This is a genomic window from Dorea sp. ICN-14282, assembly GCF_037890115.1.
In the GTDB taxonomy this organism is placed as follows: Bacteria; Bacillota; Clostridia; order Lachnospirales; family Lachnospiraceae; genus Dorea_B; species Dorea_B phocaeensis.
In genome coordinates this window covers 60,381-76,979 of record NZ_JBBKBH010000004.1, presented here as the reverse complement: position 1 = coordinate 76,979, position 16,599 = coordinate 60,381, and the positions used below count along the sequence as shown (strand labels likewise).

The 16,599-nt window shown below is 45.7% G+C and carries 17 protein-coding genes and 2 pseudogenes; all 19 read left to right on the top strand.

Annotated elements, in window-relative coordinates:
- Positions 1 to 30: 30 nt before the first annotated feature.
- The 19 genes and pseudogenes from pfkA (at position 31) to WKT00_RS10485 (ending at position 16,595) form a co-directional block, all read left to right on the top strand.
- A complete protein-coding gene (gene pfkA / locus WKT00_RS10575; RefSeq protein ID WP_101695933.1) occupies positions 31 to 1,008 on the top strand; it encodes a 6-phosphofructokinase in 978 nt (325 codons plus the stop codon).
- Between the two features lie 183 nt (positions 1,009 to 1,191).
- Positions 1,192 to 2,013 carry a glutamate racemase gene (murI, locus tag WKT00_RS10570; protein WP_101695934.1) on the top strand — a complete coding sequence of 274 codons (822 nt, stop codon included), beginning with the start codon at positions 1,192 to 1,194 and terminating at the stop codon, positions 2,011 to 2,013.
- 4 nt (positions 2,014 to 2,017) lie between these two features.
- The gene (locus WKT00_RS10565; RefSeq protein ID WP_101695935.1) at positions 2,018 to 2,464 is read left to right on the top strand and encodes a DUF1934 domain-containing protein; all 447 of its coding nucleotides are present in this window, start codon (positions 2,018 to 2,020) and stop codon (positions 2,462 to 2,464) included.
- A 43-nt stretch (positions 2,465 to 2,507) separates the two neighbouring features.
- A complete protein-coding gene (locus tag WKT00_RS10560) occupies positions 2,508 to 2,684 on the top strand; it encodes a DUF6472 family protein (protein WP_159459876.1) in 177 nt (58 codons plus the stop codon).
- Between the two features lie 44 nt (positions 2,685 to 2,728).
- On the top strand, positions 2,729 to 3,238 hold the full coding sequence (locus WKT00_RS10555; protein ID WP_200816263.1) for a GNAT family N-acetyltransferase: 510 nt from the start codon (positions 2,729 to 2,731) through the stop codon (positions 3,236 to 3,238).
- A gap of 246 nt (positions 3,239 to 3,484) precedes the next feature.
- A complete protein-coding gene (locus WKT00_RS10550; protein ID WP_101695936.1) occupies positions 3,485 to 4,054 on the top strand; it encodes a glycerol-3-phosphate responsive antiterminator in 570 nt (189 codons plus the stop codon).
- 72 nt (positions 4,055 to 4,126) lie between these two features.
- Positions 4,127 to 5,623, top strand: a complete 1,497-nt coding sequence (gene glpK / locus WKT00_RS10545) for a glycerol kinase GlpK (protein WP_101695937.1) — start codon at positions 4,127 to 4,129, stop codon at positions 5,621 to 5,623.
- A gap of 16 nt (positions 5,624 to 5,639) precedes the next feature.
- Positions 5,640 to 6,350, top strand: a complete 711-nt coding sequence (locus WKT00_RS10540) for an MIP/aquaporin family protein (RefSeq protein ID WP_101695938.1) — start codon at positions 5,640 to 5,642, stop codon at positions 6,348 to 6,350.
- A 167-nt stretch (positions 6,351 to 6,517) separates the two neighbouring features.
- Positions 6,518 to 7,954, top strand: a complete 1,437-nt coding sequence (locus tag WKT00_RS10535; RefSeq protein ID WP_340263561.1) for an NAD(P)/FAD-dependent oxidoreductase — start codon at positions 6,518 to 6,520, stop codon at positions 7,952 to 7,954.
- A gap of 36 nt (positions 7,955 to 7,990) precedes the next feature.
- On the top strand, positions 7,991 to 9,256 hold the full coding sequence (locus tag WKT00_RS10530) for an NAD(P)/FAD-dependent oxidoreductase (protein WP_340263559.1): 1,266 nt from the start codon (positions 7,991 to 7,993) through the stop codon (positions 9,254 to 9,256).
- Between the two features lie 3 nt (positions 9,257 to 9,259).
- Positions 9,260 to 9,622: a DUF1667 domain-containing protein gene (locus WKT00_RS10525; RefSeq protein ID WP_101695941.1), complete on the top strand. Its 363-nt coding sequence runs from the start codon at positions 9,260 to 9,262 to the stop codon at positions 9,620 to 9,622.
- Positions 9,623 to 9,763: 141 nt separating this feature from the next.
- A pseudogene (locus WKT00_RS10520) lies at positions 9,764 to 10,447 on the top strand (solute carrier family 23 protein); the annotation flags it as partial.
- A 199-nt stretch (positions 10,448 to 10,646) separates the two neighbouring features.
- The gene (locus tag WKT00_RS10515) at positions 10,647 to 11,648 is read left to right on the top strand and encodes an ABC transporter substrate-binding protein (protein WP_340263557.1); all 1,002 of its coding nucleotides are present in this window, start codon (positions 10,647 to 10,649) and stop codon (positions 11,646 to 11,648) included.
- A 91-nt stretch (positions 11,649 to 11,739) separates the two neighbouring features.
- The gene (locus WKT00_RS10510; RefSeq protein ID WP_340263672.1) at positions 11,740 to 12,678 is read left to right on the top strand and encodes an ABC transporter permease; all 939 of its coding nucleotides are present in this window, start codon (positions 11,740 to 11,742) and stop codon (positions 12,676 to 12,678) included.
- 8 nt (positions 12,679 to 12,686) lie between these two features.
- Positions 12,687 to 13,484, top strand: a complete 798-nt coding sequence (locus WKT00_RS10505) for an ABC transporter ATP-binding protein (protein ID WP_340263555.1) — start codon at positions 12,687 to 12,689, stop codon at positions 13,482 to 13,484.
- Between the two features lie 172 nt (positions 13,485 to 13,656).
- Positions 13,657 to 14,281: pseudogene (locus WKT00_RS10500) on the top strand (DUF4143 domain-containing protein); the annotation flags it as partial.
- 319 nt (positions 14,282 to 14,600) lie between these two features.
- Positions 14,601 to 15,356 carry a peroxide stress protein YaaA gene (gene yaaA, locus WKT00_RS10495; protein WP_173814898.1) on the top strand — a complete coding sequence of 252 codons (756 nt, stop codon included), beginning with the start codon at positions 14,601 to 14,603 and terminating at the stop codon, positions 15,354 to 15,356.
- 1 nt (position 15,357) lies between these two features.
- A complete protein-coding gene (locus tag WKT00_RS10490; RefSeq protein ID WP_101695957.1) occupies positions 15,358 to 15,942 on the top strand; it encodes a prolyl-tRNA synthetase associated domain-containing protein in 585 nt (194 codons plus the stop codon).
- Positions 15,939 to 16,595: a YkgJ family cysteine cluster protein gene (locus tag WKT00_RS10485; protein WP_340263550.1), complete on the top strand. Its 657-nt coding sequence runs from the start codon at positions 15,939 to 15,941 to the stop codon at positions 16,593 to 16,595. The genes WKT00_RS10490 and WKT00_RS10485 overlap by 4 nt, the downstream gene beginning before the upstream one ends.
- The last annotated feature ends 4 nt before the right edge of the window (positions 16,596 to 16,599 follow it).

Sequence of the window (16,599 nt, the reverse complement as noted above, 5' to 3'; positions counted from 1 at the left end):
GAATGAAATAAATACGATGGAGGAATAATCATGGCAGACAAAGTAATACGTACGATCGGTGTATTGACAAGTGGCGGAGATGCTCCTGGTATGAATGCAGCAATCCGTGCGGTAGTAAGAACAGCATTAGGGAAAGGTCTGAAAGTCAGAGGAATCAGAAAAGGATACCAGGGACTTTTAAATGAAGAGATTATTGATTTATCCGCCAGAGACGTATCTGATACTATTCAGCGTGGAGGAACGATTCTCCAGACAGCGCGCTGCGACGAGATGCGTACGGAAGAAGGACAGCAGAAAGCAGCAGCAATTTGTAAGAAATATGGAATTGATGGTCTGGTAGTGATCGGCGGAGACGGATCTTTCGCGGGAGCACAGAAACTGTCAAATCTTGGAATTAATACAATTGGTATTCCAGGTACCATTGATCTTGATATCGCATGTACCGAGTATACAATTGGATTTGATACAGCAGTAAATACTGCAATGGAAGCAATTGACAAGGTTCGCGATACTTCTACTTCCCATGAGAGATGTTCTGTAATCGAAGTAATGGGAAGAGATGCAGGATGGCTGGCTCTGTGGTGCGGTATTGCCAATGGTGCAGAGCGTATTCTGATGCCGGAAGAGCATGACTATGATGAAGCGGCGATTATTGCAGATATTCAGGAGTGCAGAAAGCGCGGCAAGAAGAATTACATCATCATCAATGCAGAAGGTATCGGTGATTCTCTGAACATGGCAAAGAGAATTGAAGAAGCTACAGGTATGGAGACTAGAGCAACGATCATCGGTCACATGCAGAGAGGTGGAAGCCCATCTTGTAAAGACCGTGTCTATGCGTCTATTATGGGAGCTATGGCAGTGGATCTTCTGTTAGAAGGAAAGACAAACCGTGTGGTAGGATTCAAGCACGGCGAGTATGTGGATTTTGATATCAATGAAGCGCTGAAGATGCAGAAGCAGATTCCGGCATATCAGTATGAGATTGCCAAAGAACTGGCATTATAGAATCCGATGGAATAAGATGGCAGTATGCCTAAGAAGACAGTGTCTTGATGGACACTGTCTTTTTTGCACTGAAGGATTATCTGCGGTACAGGGATTATCCGTGGCAATCCCTTGCAATTGTGCCGGGTAACCGTTACAATATTGAGTAATGTTAGATGAAAGGTAGTAAAGGAGATCGATATTGTGGAGATAGAAAATAGAAAGGCGGCGCCGATCGGAGTGTTCGATTCGGGAATCGGCGGACTGACGGTGACAAGGGAGATTATGCGCCAGCTTCCGGATGAAAATATCGTGTATTTTGGGGATACGGCAAGAGTGCCCTACGGAAGTAAATCAAAGGAGAATATTATCCGATTTTCCAGGCAGATTGTCCGCTTTTTAAAAACGTGTCATGTAAAGGCAATTGTAGTGGCCTGTAATACGGCCAGCGCTTTGGCGCTTGATACACTCAGACAGGAGACGGACATTCCGGTTATGGGAGTCGTAGAACCGGGAGCGAGAGCGGCCGTCAGGGAAACCAGGAATGGCAAGATCGGCGTGATTGGAACGGAGGCAACGATCCGAAGCGAGATGTATACCCAGGTGATCCGCCGGATGCTGCCGGATGCAGAAGTGATCGGGAATCCCTGCCCATTGTTCGTACCGCTGGTGGAAGAAGGGTTTGCGAAGCATAAGATTGCCGAAGAGGTAATCGATATTTATCTTTCGGAATTAAGGAAAACAGATATTGACACAATGATTTTGGGGTGTACCCATTATCCGCTTCTGCGTTCTCGTATTATGGAATACTTTGGAGATGCGGTACATATCGTCAATCCGGCATATGAGACGGCGATGGAGTTAAAAGCGATGCTGGAAGAAAAAGAGATGGCGCACCCTGTTGGCGGAGAGGCTTCTTATGAATTTTATGTTAGTGATGCGGCGGAGAAATTTACAAAATTTGCGAATTCCATTCTTACATATGATGTGGCGGCAACAAAGCTGGTGAATATAGAGGAGTATTAGAAGAATGACAAAAGATGTATTGCTGAGTATATCCGGTCTTCACTATGATGTGACCGGAATGGTACAGGAAGAAGAACAGGAAACCATTGAGGTGATTACTCCTGCAGCCTATTATTACAAAAATGGGAAGCATTATGTAATTTACGATGAGGTTGTAGAAGGCATGCCGGGGGTAATTAAGAATAAGATCAAGATCTATGAAGACGGGAAGCTTGAAATTATGAAGAGCGGGCTGTCCAATACCCATATGACCTTTGAACGGGAGAAGATCAACATGACGGAGTACGAGACTCCTTATGGGAAACTGATGATTGGAATTCATACCCGGGAGCTGGCTGTGGAAGCAGAAGAGAAGAAGATCCATGTTCATGTGAATTATGCACTGGATGTGAACGGAGATCAGATTGCAGACTGTAATATCGAGATGAATGTAAAAGCATTGGATCATTAAGATTCAATGCTTTTGTAGAAGAAGGTCAGGAGGAGATATCGTTATGGCAATGAACTGTGACTATTGTTCCAATTATATCTACGATGAGGAGGACGACTGCTATTATTGCGACGTCAATCTGGATGAGGATGAATATTACCGATTGGTGCATAACAATTATAAGAACTGCCCATATTACCGATCAAATGACGATTATAAGATTGTGCGCCACCAAATGTAGAAGGGGCAGAATGAGCAGAAAGAATGTCAAAGGAGAAGATAGAGATGAACGATTTGGAAAAGCGATTTGAGTTCCGGGATATCCGGCAGGAAGAGAAGGATCAGGCGGCAGCGATCGAGCAGGCATGCTTCCCTCCGACAGAGGCATGCTCTGAGAAAATGATGTTCGACAGAGTCGCGCGTGCGCCGGAATTGTTCCTGGTAGCGGTGGACCGCAGCACAGGGAAGCTTGCCGGATTCTTAAACGGGCTTGCAACCGATGAGGAAGTATTCAGAGATGAATTCTTTGTGGATGCAGAGCTTTATAATCCCGATGGGAAGAATGTGATGCTGTTAGGGCTGGATGTGCTTCCTTCGTATAGAAGGCAGGGGCTTGCCAGTGAGATTATGCGCCGTTATGTGGAACGGGAGAGAAAGAAAGGAAGAAGCAAATTGATTCTGACTTGTCTGGATTCCAGGGTTCCTATGTATGAGAAAATGGGATATCAAAACCATGGCGCAGCCAATTCATCCTGGGGAGGAGAAGCATGGAACGAGATGAGTTATCTTCTGTAAAAGGTTGTTTCCGGAAGGCTTTTGCGCATAATACACAAAAAGGCTTATAAATAATTGTGAAATGATACAAAAAAATATAGAATACGAAACTTATCTTGTATAAGATGACGGATTGTGTTATAGTTAACTCAATTGAAAGACGTGTGCTGAGATGAGGAGAGCAAAATGAGACAACAGAGATGTTGTTTTTCGTTTTGCTCTTTTTTTGCTTTATAGGAAACTTTTTGCTGGATAAAGGGGCGAATTATGAAACAGGAATATTACGATATTGTAGAAGCCAATCCGGTTATTGCGGCAGTAAAAGATCAGGAAGGTTTAGAAACATGCTGCAGACTGGAAGAGATCCAAGTGGTGTTCATTCTTTTTGGAAATATCTGTACGATTTCAGAGATTGTAAGAAGAGTGAAGGAAGCGGGAAAGATGGCGGTTGTTCATATAGACCTGATTGGCGGGCTGGGATCGAAGGAGATTGCCGTAGATTTTATTAACAGTCAGACGGAGGCAGATGGAATTATCAGTACGAAGCCGCCAATGATCGAACGAGGCCGAAAGCTTGGGATGTTCACGATCCTTCGATACTTTCTGATAGACTCTCTGGCGCTTACCAATATCAGACATCCACAGCACAGCACGAAGCCGGATATGATAGAAGTGCTACCGGGGTTGATGCCTGAAATGATCAGGAGGATCTGTAAATCAACCAAAACGCCCATTATCGCAGGCGGCTTAATTGAAGATAAGGACGCTGTGATGGCGGCTCTCTCGGCGGGAGCGATTGCAGTATCTACAACGAATCCGGGAGTTTGGGAATTATAGAATCAGATCACCGAATGATGGTGGTTTAGATAAAAAACATGGTGTGGGGACACCAAAAAGGAGGAAAAGAACATGGCAAAATATGTAATGGCTCTGGATGCAGGAACGACGAGTAACCGGTGTATTCTTTTTAATGAAAAAGGGGAAATGTGCAGTGTGGCACAGCGGGAATTCACCCAGTATTTCCCACAGCCGGGCTGGGTAGAGCATGACGCAGATGAGATCTGGGCAAGTCAGCTTGGTGTTGCGGTTGAGGCAATGAGTGTAATCGGAGCGACGGCAGAAGATATTGCGGCAATCGGAATTACGAACCAGAGAGAGACTTCTATTGTGTGGGATAAGAATACAGGAGAGCCAGTTTATCATGCCATTGTGTGGCAGTGCAGAAGAACATCCGAATATTGCGACTCGCTGAAAGAAAAAGGACTGACCGAGAAATTCAGAGAGAAGACAGGACTTGTAATCGACGCATACTTCTCTGGTACGAAGGTAAAATGGATCCTGGATAACGTTCCGGGAGCAAGAGAAAAGGCAGAGCGCGGAGATTTGTTGTTTGGAACGGTTGAGACATGGCTGATCTGGAAGCTGACCAAAGGTGCAGTGCATGTAACGGATTACTCCAATGCATCCAGAACGATGTTGTTCAACATCAATACCTTAGAGTGGGATGATGAGATTCTGGCGGAGCTTAACATTCCGAAATGTATGCTTCCGGAAGTGAAGCCATCAAGCTGTGTATATGGGGAAGCAGATCCTTCTTACCTTGGAGGCCCAATTCCGATTGCAGGAGCAGCAGGAGATCAGCAGGCAGCATTGTTCGGACAGACCTGTTTCAACGCAGGAGAGGCAAAGAATACATACGGAACAGGATGTTTCCTGTTAATGAATACAGGAGAAAAGCCGGTATTTTCCAAAAACGGACTGGTTACGACTATTGCCTGGGGCTTAGATGGAAAAGTAAACTATGCATTGGAAGGTTCTATCTTCGTAGCGGGAGCGGCAATTCAGTGGCTGCGAGATGAGATGCGCCTCATTGACTCCGCACCGGATTCTGAATACATGGCAAAGAAAGTAAAAGATACCAACGGCTGCTATGTAGTTCCGGCATTTACCGGACTTGGCGCGCCACATTGGGACCAGTATGCGAGAGGAACGATTGTAGGAATTACTCGTGGCGTTAACAAGTATCATATTATTCGGGCAACTCTGGAATCTCTGGCATACCAGACCAACGATGTGTTAAAGGCGATGGAAGCAGACTCTGGCATTACATTAAGTTCTCTGAAGGTAGACGGCGGCGCAAGCGCCAACGACTTCCTGATGCAGACGCAGGCAGATATTATCAATGCCCCTGTAAACCGTCCACAGTGCGTGGAGACAACGGCGATGGGCGCAGCTTATCTGGCAGGATTGGCAGTGGGATATTGGAGCAGTAAGGAAGATGTGATTCATAACTGGGCAATTGATAAGACTTTTGCACCATCTATCGATGAAGCAAGCAGAACAAGCCGGATTGCCGGTTGGGACAAAGCTGTGAAATATGCATACGGCTGGGCAAAAGAAGAGTAAGAAGGAGGGATGACAAATGTTGCCATATATTGCTGAATTTATAGGAACAATGCTTTTGATTCTGTTAGGTGATGGAGTTGTTGCAAATGTAAATCTTAACAAATCTGGAATGAAGGGCGGAGGCAGTGTTCAAATTACGCTTGCATGGGGACTTGCGGTTCTGATTCCAGCATATATATTTGGGGTGGCTTCAGGAGCATCCTTTAACCCGGCGCTTACGCTTGCACTGGCGGTAGATGGAAGCTTTGCATGGTCGATGGTACCGGGATATCTCGTGGCACAGTTCGCAGGCGCCTTTGTTGGAGCGATACTGGTTTATATCCTATTCAAAGGACAGTTTGATGCGACGGAAGATCAGAAGACGAAATTGGGGGTGTTCTGTACCAGCCCATCCATTCCAAATCTTACATTAAATATTTTAAGTGAAGCGATTGGAACGTTTGTATTAGTATTTGCAATCAAAGGACTTGCCAATGTACCGGATATTGCAAGTGGAGTAGATAAACTGTTCGTATTTGGAATTATCGTATCCGTAGGTATGTCTTTGGGCGGCTTGACCGGTTATGCAATCAATCCGGCGCGTGACTTGGGACCGCGTCTTGCGCACACCATTCTGCCAATCAAAGGAAAAGGTGATTCCAACTGGGGATATGCGATCGTTCCGCTGGCGGGACCAATCATTGGAGCGATTGCAGCCGTATTACTTTATGGTGCGATTCCGTGGTAAAATCATTGTCAGAAATACCATATTAGAAGTATCGTATTAGAAATGCTGTATTAGCAATATTGGAATCGATAAAAAGAAGACAGTATATGAGCACGGGAGCGTAAGAAGCATCCGGCGTCGGTAAGGAAACGCCGGATCCTCCCGGCAGGAAAGGAGATAGAAAGGTAATGTATGATGTAATTATAATAGGAGGCGGAGTATCAGGGGCGGCGGCAGCGAGAGAACTTTCCCGCTATCAGGTCAAGGCCTGCGTACTGGAGAAGGAAGAAGATGTGTGCTGCGGAACATCCAAAGCAAACAGCGCAATTGTGCATGCCGGTTACGATGCGGCGACAGGATCTCTGATGGCAAAATTGAACGTACAGGGAAATGAGATGATGGAGCAGCTTTCTAAAGATCTGGATTTTCCTTTCCAGAGACGGGGCTCTCTTGTGATCTGTCTTTCCGAAGAAAACATGCCGGAGCTTCAGGCGCTGTATGACCGTGGAGTGGCGAACGGCGTCAAGGGCCTTCAGATTTTGAACCGGGAAGAGGTTCTTGAGATGGAACCTAACGTAGTAGATCAGGTTTACGCAGCTTTGTATGCACCGACGGCTGGGATTGTCTGCCCGTTCCATCTGAATATTGCATTGGCTGAAAATGCATACGCAAATGGAGTTGACTTCCGATTCAATACAGAAGTATTGGATATTAAAAAAATGGAAGAGGGATATGAACTGATTACCAACCGCGGAATTTATCATACCAGATATGTGGTAAATGCGGCGGGTGTGTATGCAGATCGTTTTCACAATATGGTCAGCGAGCATAAAATCCACATTACGCCAAGGCGCGGAGATTACTGTCTGTTAGACAAGAGCGCAGGAACGCATGTAAGCCGCACCATCTTTTCCCTTCCTACTAAAAAAGGAAAAGGCGTGCTGGTAACACCGACGGTACATGGAAATCTGCTGGTAGGACCGACTGCCATTGATATTGAAGATAAGGAAGGAACTAACACGACCAAAGAAGGAATGGATCAGGTCATTACGAAAGCAGGGCAGAATGTGAAGAATCTTCCAATGCGTCAGGTCATTACATCTTTTGCAGGCCTTCGGGCGCATGAAGATGGCCATGAGTTTATCATCGAAGAGGTGGAAGATGCGAAAGGCTTTATCGATTGCGCAGGAATTGAATCTCCGGGACTTACCAGCTGTCCGGCTATCGGTGTGATGGTGGCAGATCTCCTAAAGGAGAAGATGGGGCTTGTAAAGAAAGAGAATTTCATTGCCACCAGAAAAGGAATTCTTGATCCGGATACCTTGTCAAAAGAAGAGAGAAAAGCGCTGATCAAAGAAAATCCGGCATATGGAAATATCATCTGTCGTTGTGAGATGGTCACAGAGGGTGAGATTATCGATGCGATCCGTCGTCCACTGGGCGCCCGTTCTTTGGATGGAGTGAAGAGAAGAACAAGAGCAGGAATGGGACGATGCCAGTCAGGCTTTTGTTCTCCGAGAACGATGGAAATTCTGGCACGGGAATGTGGCATGAGTATGTTTGATATTACAAAGTCCGGCGGAAAATCACAGATCGTGGTTGGAACCAACAAGGATGTATTGTAGAGACACCGGATGCGAAAAGAAAGGAAGGATTCGAACATGAAACAGTATGATATTGTAATCATCGGCGGCGGTCCTGCCGGTCTGGCAGCGGCAGTCTCTGCAAAGAACAGCGGAGTAGACAGTATTTTGATTCTGGAGCGTGACAAGGAACTGGGCGGAATTTTGAATCAGTGTATTCACAATGGATTTGGGCTTCATACCTTTCAGGAGGAGTTGACCGGACCGGAGTATGCGTCTAGATTTATTGAACAGGTTGAGGATCTAAAAATTGAATATAAGCTAAATACCATGGTAATGGACATCACAGAAGACAAACTGGTAACGGCTATGAACCGGGAAGAAGGTTTGTTTGAGATTCAGGCAAAAGCAGTGATTCTGGCAATGGGATGCCGGGAGCGTTCCAGAGGAGCGCTGAACATTCCGGGATACCGTCCGGCGGGGATTTACTCTGCAGGAACTGCGCAGCGGCTGGTGAATATGGAAGGGTTTATGCCGGGACGGGAAGTAGTCATTTTAGGATCCGGCGATATTGGACTGATTATGGCAAGACGGATGACGTTAGAAGGCGCGAAGGTAAAGGTGGTGTCAGAGTTGATGCCATATTCCGGAGGGTTGAAGCGAAATATCGTACAGTGCTTAGACGACTATGGAATTCCATTGAAGCTTAGTCACACCGTTGTCGATATCAAAGGAAAGGAACGCTTAGAAGGGGTTACATTGGCAGAGGTAGACCAGAAAGGAAAGCCAATTTCGGGAACCGAGGAATTCTACTCCTGCGATACCCTGCTTTTGTCGGTTGGTCTGATTCCGGAAAATGAGATTTCAGGCGGAATGGGTGTGGAGATGAACCCGGTAACGTCTGGACCGAAGGTGAACGAGAGTCTGGAAACTAATATAGAAGGTGTATTTGCATGTGGAAACGTACTCCATGTACATGATCTGGTTGACTTTGTATCCGAGGAAGCGGCTTCTGCAGGAAAGAATGCGGCTGCTTATGTAAGAGAAGGAGATCGGCTGGAGAATGAGAAGGAGATTGTCTTAAATCCGGTAGAGGGCGTACGCTACACGGTACCGGGAACCATCTGCGTGAACCGGATGGATGAGAAACTGACGGTAAGATTTCGCGTGGGCGGCGTGTTTAAAAATTGTTACGTAAGCGCGTATTTTGATGAGGAGCGAGTGATTCACAGAAAGCGTCAGGTGGTAGCGCCAGGCGAGATGGAACAGATTCAGCTCACCAAAGAAATGCTGCTGAAGTATCCGGATCTGAAAACGATTACGGTGAAGATTGAGGAGGCGTAAGAGATGGAAGTAAGAAATCTGACATGTATCAGCTGCCCGATGGGCTGTGCACTTACGGCGACACTGGAAGGTGGAGAAGTAATCAGTGTTACCGGCAATACCTGTAAGCGCGGCGATATCTATGCAAGAAAAGAAGTGACCAATCCAACCCGAATCGTTACGTCAACGGTACGTGTGACGGGAGGAACGGCAGATATGGTTTCCGTAAAGACGAAAGAAGATATTCCAAAGGGAAAGATTTTTGACTGTGTAACTGCACTGAAGGATGTGACGGTGCAGGCTCCGGTGAAAATCGGTGATGTAATTCTATCAGATGTAGCCGGAACCGGAGTGGATATTATAGCAACAAAATCGGTGGAAGTTTAAAAGACTTCCACCTTTCTTATGAATACCCATTAAAAATACTAATGATTGATCTAGTAGTCCGTCATTGACGTAGATTTTCTCCTTTTGCTATAACGGGTGCGCAAAAATGTCAAAATAGGAACAAAGGAAAAGAGAGAAAATATGGAAAAGAAATATGCAACCCCTTATGAAATGGAGGGAAAACTTCCGCTGAAACAGGCGATTCCCCTTGGACTTCAGCATGTGCTTGCGATGTTCGTGGGAAACTTAACCCCGTTGATTTTGATTACCGGAGGTGCAGGATGCGCGTTGAATGACAGCGCTCTTTTGGTTACTCTTCTGCAGAATGCAATGCTGATTGCGGGAGTCGTAACATTGATTCAGGTTTTTGCAATCGGTCCGGTAGGTGCAAAGCTTCCAATCGTTATGGGAACCAGTTCCGGATTTATCGGAGTGTGCAACAGTGTGGCAGTTGGAATTGGCGGCGGAAGCTATGCTTATGGCGCGATTATGGGAGCTTCCCTGTTGGGAGGATTGTTTGAAGGTGTGCTTGGCTTTTGCCTGAAGCCTCTGCGGAAATTCTTCCCGGCGATTGTAACAGGAACGGTGGTGCTGTCCATCGGGCTGTCTTTGATTTCGGTCGGTGTAGGATCTTTTGGAGGCGGTGCGAACAATGGAGACTTCGGATCTCTTGAGAACTTGTTTGTAGGATTTGTGGTATTGGTTGTGATCGTAGCGTTAAAGCATGGAACCAAAGGAATCACCAGTTACGCGTCTATTTTTATCGGAATCATTGTAGGCTATATTGCAGTAACTATTATGGCGCAGGTACTTCCGACGACTTACGAATATGTGAACGCCCAAAGAGAAAATCCTATGGCTTCGGTAAAAAGAAAGAAGATCTGTCAAGAATTTTTGAAAAATGATTCTTGACAGATCTTTTTTTCGTGCTATAATAAGCCTATCAAAAAAACTTTCGCGCATTAAAGTTTGAAACTTTCAAGTAATGAAGTGATACAACGAAGAAGAAAGGGAGGAAACTTACATGAAAAAGAGAATGACAGCAATACTTATGACAATGGCGTTGACAGCATCCATGACCGCCTGCGGCGGCTCAGAATCTGGCAATAGTGATACAAAGGCTAAGGCGGATTCCGATAAAACCTATCAGATCGGCATCTGCCAGATGATGGAGCATGCGGCGCTTGATGAAGCGACGAAAGGCTTCCAGGATGCCTGCAAAGAGAAATTTGGAGAGGATAAGGTGGAGTTCGATCTTCAGAATGCACAGGGAGAGCAGGCGATGTGCAGTACCATCGTGAACAATTTTGTCTCATCAGATGTAGATTTGATTCTTGCAAATGCAACGCTTCCGCTTCAGACAGCAGCACAGGCAACGGCGGATATTCCAATCGTAGGAACCTCTATTACGGATTACGCAACAGCCTTAGAGATAGATGACTGGACTGGAGTGACAGGCGTAAATATTACGGGAACCAGTGATCTGGCGCCGATTGAGGAACAGGCAGAGATGACACTGGAGCTGGTTCCGGATGCGAAGACGGTAGGAATCCTGTATTGTTCAGCCGAGCCAAACTCTAAATACCAGGCAGAATTGTATCAGGAAGCAATGGAGGAAAAAGGGGTGAAGTGTAAAGAATACACCGCAGCAGATTCCAATGAGATTCAGTCAGTCGTATCCAGTGCGGTTGAGAACTGTGATGCCATTTACGTTCCGACGGACAATACAATTGCAGCAAATACAGATATTGTAAAAAATGTATGTGTTCCGGCAAAGGTTCCGGTTATTGCAGGAGAAGAGGGAATCTGCTCTGGATGCGGAATTGCAACTCTTTCCATTAGCTACTATGATATCGGATACAAAGCTGGAGAGATGGCTTATAAGATTCTGGCAGAGGGTGAAGACATTACCAAGATGGAGATTGAAGGAGCACCAAAGGTGGTCAAAGAGTACAATGAGGAGATCTGCAAGGAGCTTGGAATTACCGTACCGGAAGGATACGAAGCAATTTCGGCAGAGGAGTAAATAGCAGAGAGTGGAATGCAGAGGAGCGAACACAGGGAAATAGAAAAACCGGAATAGAGAATGAGAGGAAAGGAAGAAGAAAGACATGGTGATGGAATATTTGGGATCACTGGATCTGACCGCCCTTTTAAGGGCGCTGCCGGGCAATGTGGCACAGGGACTCATATGGGGAATTATGGCGCTTGGAGTGTATATTACATTTCGGATTCTGGATTTTGCAGATTTGACGGTAGATGGTTCACTGGCGACAGGCGGAGCAGTTGCCGTGATGCTGATCCAGGGAGGCATGCACCCGGCGGCAGCGCTTGTCTTTTCCTTCCTATCAGGTATGGCAGCAGGATTCGTAACCGGATTCTTGCATACGGCGCTTGGGATTCCGGGGATTTTGGCAAGTATTCTGACACAGATCGCACTTTATTCTGTAAACCTTGGAATTATGGGAAAGTCAAACCAAAGTATCGGACTTGGACAGGAAAATCTGGTGGCGTCACTTCGATATGTCACGGCAGACGATCGGGTGATATTCTTTGCAAAACTGATTCTGGGATGCCTGGTTTTAGTGGCGGTCGTTTATTGGATGTTCGGAACCGAGATTGGCTCTGCCATTCGTGCGACAGGATGTAATGCACAGATGGCGCGCGCGCAGGGAATTAACACCAATTCCATGAAAGTGGCGGCGCTTATGATCTCCAACGGTTTGGTGGGATTATGCGGTGGAATTTATGCTCAGTATCAGGGGGCGGCAGACGTCAACGCAGGCCGCGGAGCCATCGTTATCGGTTTGGCTGCGGTCATTATCAGTGAAGTGATTTTCGGAAAACTGTATGCCGGAAGAAAGCTGGCATTTGCTTATACATTGATGGCAGTATTTGTAGGAGCGATTCTTTACTACGTGGCATATGCACTGGTACTGTGGCTTAAGATGCCCTCTGATTATATGAAATTATTCTCAGCAGTTGTTGTGGCGTGCTTCCTGGCAGTGCCATATCTGAAAGAAAAATATGCGGTGAAACGGAGGATGGCAGGATAATGGGATACATGCTTGAAATTCAAGATTTACATAAGACGTTCAATATTGGGACAATCAATGAGAAGGTGGCGCTGGACGGCGTAAATCTTCAGTTAAATGAAGGGGATTTTGTGACCATCATCGGCGGAAATGGAGCCGGGAAATCGACGACGTTAAATGCCATTGCAGGGACCTGGCCGGTGGATCGGGGAAAGATCCTGATTGATGGAAAAGATATTACCCGTCTGTCAGAACATAAGCGGGCGGCATATCTTGGACGGGTGTTCCAGGATCCGATGATAGGAACGGCGGCAACCATGGGAATTGAAGAAAATATGGCGATTGCCGCAAGAAGGGGAGAACGAAGAAGCCTTCGATGGGGTATTTCAAAGGCACAGAGAGAAGCATTCCGCAAAAAACTGGCGGAATTGAATCTGGGATTGGAGGATCGCATGGGAAGCAAGGTAGGACTCTTATCCGGAGGACAGCGTCAGGCTATCACACTTCTTATGGCAGCGCTTAAAAAACCTAAGCTTCTTCTTCTGGATGAGCATACGGCAGCGTTAGATCCGAAGACAGCGGCAAAGGTTTTAGAGATTTCGGACAAAATCATTGCAGAAAATAGACTGACAGCTATGATGGTAACCCATAATATGAAGGATGCCATTGCGCACGGCAATCGTTTGATTATGATGCATGAGGGACGCGTGATCTACGATGTGTCAGGAGAAGAAAAAAAGAAGCTGCATGTATCAGACCTGTTAGCGAAATTTGAAGAAGCAAGCGGCGGTGAATTCGCAAACGACAGGATGATGCTTGCAAAATAAGTAAGAAGAGAGGGAAAGAGAAGGAGCGTTTCAAGATGAAGCGCTCCCTTTCGTTGTTATGGCAAATCCCTGTTTTGCATTGTGGAGTTTTTCGTTGATCTGAAAAACGAAATTTTGATAAAAGTGTGATTATAAAACATAAAACTCCAATAAAAATGTGAGGAGTGATTCTATGGAACGATTTATCTTAAAAAAGTTACTGGATTGGAAGAATTCTCCCTACCGCAAGCCTTTAATCTTGAAGGGCGTACGTCAGGTGGGTAAGACTTGGGTTCTGACAGAGTTCGGCAGACGCTGTTATGAAAATACAGCTTACTTTAACTTCGACGAAAACGAAGAATATAAGCAATTTTTTGAAACAACCAAGGACGTGGACAGAGGCACGGGATGTTTCTGCCATGCAGAAAGCATTGTCCGGAATCATTGGAGCCTATGAGCGTGACTTTGCAAAACATTCTAATCTCAGCGAGTTCCCGAAAATCTCAATGATCTGGAAGTCTGTTCCTTCTCAACTGGCAAGGGAGAACAAGAAGTTCATCTATAAAGTGCTCAAGGAAGGCGCACGAGCCCGTGAGTACGAGAATGCTTTGCAATGGCTGGTGGATGCCCGTTTGGTGCATAAAATTTATCGCAGTTCAGCTCCCGGCCTGCTAATTGCAGCTTACGATGACTTGTCTGCTTTCAAGAATTATTTGGTAGATGTGGGACTGCTTCGCCGTCTGGCACAGTTGGCCCCCACGGCCTTTGGCGAAGGTAACCGCCTATTTACTGAATTCAAAGGCGCATTGACCGAAAACTGAAAAACAAAGTGATTGGCAGAAATAAAAGAACACAAAAAAATCCACTGTACTTACTATTTTATAAATACAGTGGATTTTTAAATTATCTCGTCCAATGGAACTTACCTCTCTTTTCTATTTTTTGAGTTAAAAGCTTATGTTTTTGGTGGTCCGTCCTCCTTTTCTTTTGTTGATCTTATAATATCTCATAAATAAGGAAATGTCAATAGAAAATTAGAAAAAAATAAAATAAAGTTAAAAATAACTGACAATTAAATGCCTTTGACCGGAGGACACAGGATATGATAGGATAAATAAATGAAAGGAGAGAGACATTATGAGGATTATCATTTCTCCGGCGAAAAAAATGAATGTAGATACGGATACATTTGCCTGTCAGGGGCTGCCGGTTTTTATAGAGAAGGCAGAAACATTAAAAGAATATATAAAGAGCTTGTCCTATGAGGAGGTCAAGAAGCTGTGGGGCTGTAATGATAAACTTGCGAAGCTGAATTATCAGCGGTTTCAGGAGATGGATTTGAAGAAAGGGCTGACCCCTGCGTTAATTTCCTATGAAGGGATTCAGTACCAGTATATGGCGCCGGAAGTGTTTTCTGAGAAAGAATGGGCGTATGTACAGGAACATCTTCGGATTCTATCAGGCTTCTATGGTGCGCTTAAGCCGTTAGACGGTGTGACGCCTTATCGTCTTGAGATGCAGGCGAAGGCGGCTTTGGAAGGATGTAGCAATCTGTATGCATTTTGGGGAGAGCGATTGTATTTGGAAGTGATGGGAGAGGATCGCCTGATTTTGAATCTCGCATCGAAAGAGTATTCCAAAGCAGTGGAAAAATATTTGACGGATCAGGATCGGATGATTACGTGTGTATTTGGAGAGTGGAAGGGTGGAAAGATTGTGCAGAAGGGGACACAGGCGAAGATGGCAAGAGGTGAGATGGTGCGCTTTCTTGCAGAGCATCAAATTGAGGATCCGGAAGAGGTGAAGAGATTCGATCGGCTGAGGTATCGCTTCAGAGAAGAATTATCTTTGGATCGTGAATACGTATTTGTAAAAGAGGCAGAGGAGGGATAGCGTGAACGTATACCATGGACGTCCGGAGCAGATGTCTGGGCGAAGTGAAAGAGAGCAGAAGGTCTATGAATTCCTGGATTTACTTGGAATAGATTATGAGAGGGCAGACCATGAGGCGGCTGCGACGATTGAGGCATGCAAAGAGATTGATCAGGCATTGGGAGTCTCCATGTGTAAGAACCTGTTTTTATGTAATCGAAGGAAGACAGAGTATTATCTTTTGCTTTTGCCTGGAGAAAAGCCGCTTCGGACGAAGGAATTATCCGCGCAGATTCCTACGACAAGACTGTCCTTCGCATCAGGAGAGGATATGGAGGAATATCTACATGTGACGCCGGGCTCAGCGACCGTACTGGCGTTGCTGTTCGATACAGACCAGAAGGTAAAGCTTCTGGTGGATGAAGAGTTATTGAGGGAGGATTATATAGGATGTCACCCTTGTGTGAACACCTCCAGTCTGAAGATTCAAAACGAAGATCTGTTTGGGAAAATTCTAAAGGCTTTGAATCGTGATTTTATAGTGGTACACCTAAGTGGTGAAGAAAATGACGGTGAGAAAATCGCGAAGGAGGGGGTGAGTTTATGAGAAGGAATATCCGATTAGAAGAGATTTCTGACGGGCGCCTTTATACGGCGAATGATATGGTCAAGGCGGATTGTCGGGATTGTGAAGGGTGTTCGGCCTGCTGCCAAAACATGGAGGCGGTGGTACTGGATCCATTGGACATTGCAAATCTGTGTCAGGGACTTGGAAAGACCTTTGAAGAGCTAATGGGAAGCGCGATCGAATTAAAGATTGTAGACGGAGTGATCCTTCCCCATCTGAAAATGACAGGAGAGGAAGAAACCTGTTCCTTCTTGGATCAGAATGGGCGGTGTAGCGTACATTCGTTCCGTCCGGGAATCTGCAGACTATTCCCTCTGGGACGCTATTACGGCGAGGAAGGACTTCGCTATTTCCTTCAGGTGCATGAGTGCAGGAAGGAAGACAGAAGCAAAATCAAGGTGAAGAAATGGTTGGGAATCCCCGACCTTGCTTCCTATGAGAAATACATTTTGCAGTGGCATGCGTTCCTACAGACCTGTGAGGAAGCAATGGCGACACTGGATGATGAGAATCAGAGGATTTTTCAGCTTTATATTCTGCGGACGTTTTATCAGACGCCTTATGGACAGGAGTTTTATCAGGAATTTTATCAGCGAATGTGTGAATTGAAAGCACGGCTGGGATTGGAATAGAGCA

Bases quoted from the DNA above. Each gene is read 5' to 3' on its own strand.
- pfkA (WP_101695933.1), top strand. From the start codon at position 31: ATGGCAGACAAAGTAATACGTACGATCGGTGTATTGACAAGTGGCGGA.
- WKT00_RS10565 (WP_101695935.1), top strand. From the start codon at position 2,018: ATGACAAAAGATGTATTGCTGAGTATATCCGGTCTTCACTATGATGTG.
- WKT00_RS10560 (WP_159459876.1), top strand. From the start codon at position 2,508: ATGGCAATGAACTGTGACTATTGTTCCAATTATATCTACGATGAGGAG.
- WKT00_RS10555 (WP_200816263.1), top strand. From the start codon at position 2,729: ATGAACGATTTGGAAAAGCGATTTGAGTTCCGGGATATCCGGCAGGAA.
- WKT00_RS10550 (WP_101695936.1), top strand. From the start codon at position 3,485: ATGAAACAGGAATATTACGATATTGTAGAAGCCAATCCGGTTATTGCG.
- glpK (WP_101695937.1), top strand. From the start codon at position 4,127: ATGGCAAAATATGTAATGGCTCTGGATGCAGGAACGACGAGTAACCGG.
- WKT00_RS10540 (WP_101695938.1), top strand. From the start codon at position 5,640: ATGTTGCCATATATTGCTGAATTTATAGGAACAATGCTTTTGATTCTG.
- WKT00_RS10535 (WP_340263561.1), top strand. From the start codon at position 6,518: ATGTATGATGTAATTATAATAGGAGGCGGAGTATCAGGGGCGGCGGCA.
- WKT00_RS10530 (WP_340263559.1), top strand. From the start codon at position 7,991: ATGAAACAGTATGATATTGTAATCATCGGCGGCGGTCCTGCCGGTCTG.
- WKT00_RS10525 (WP_101695941.1), top strand. From the start codon at position 9,260: ATGGAAGTAAGAAATCTGACATGTATCAGCTGCCCGATGGGCTGTGCA.
- WKT00_RS10515 (WP_340263557.1), top strand. From the start codon at position 10,647: ATGAAAAAGAGAATGACAGCAATACTTATGACAATGGCGTTGACAGCA.
- WKT00_RS10510 (WP_340263672.1), top strand. From the start codon at position 11,740: ATGGAATATTTGGGATCACTGGATCTGACCGCCCTTTTAAGGGCGCTG.
- WKT00_RS10505 (WP_340263555.1), top strand. From the start codon at position 12,687: ATGCTTGAAATTCAAGATTTACATAAGACGTTCAATATTGGGACAATC.
- yaaA (WP_173814898.1), top strand. From the start codon at position 14,601: ATGAGGATTATCATTTCTCCGGCGAAAAAAATGAATGTAGATACGGAT.
- WKT00_RS10485 (WP_340263550.1), top strand. From the start codon at position 15,939: ATGAGAAGGAATATCCGATTAGAAGAGATTTCTGACGGGCGCCTTTAT.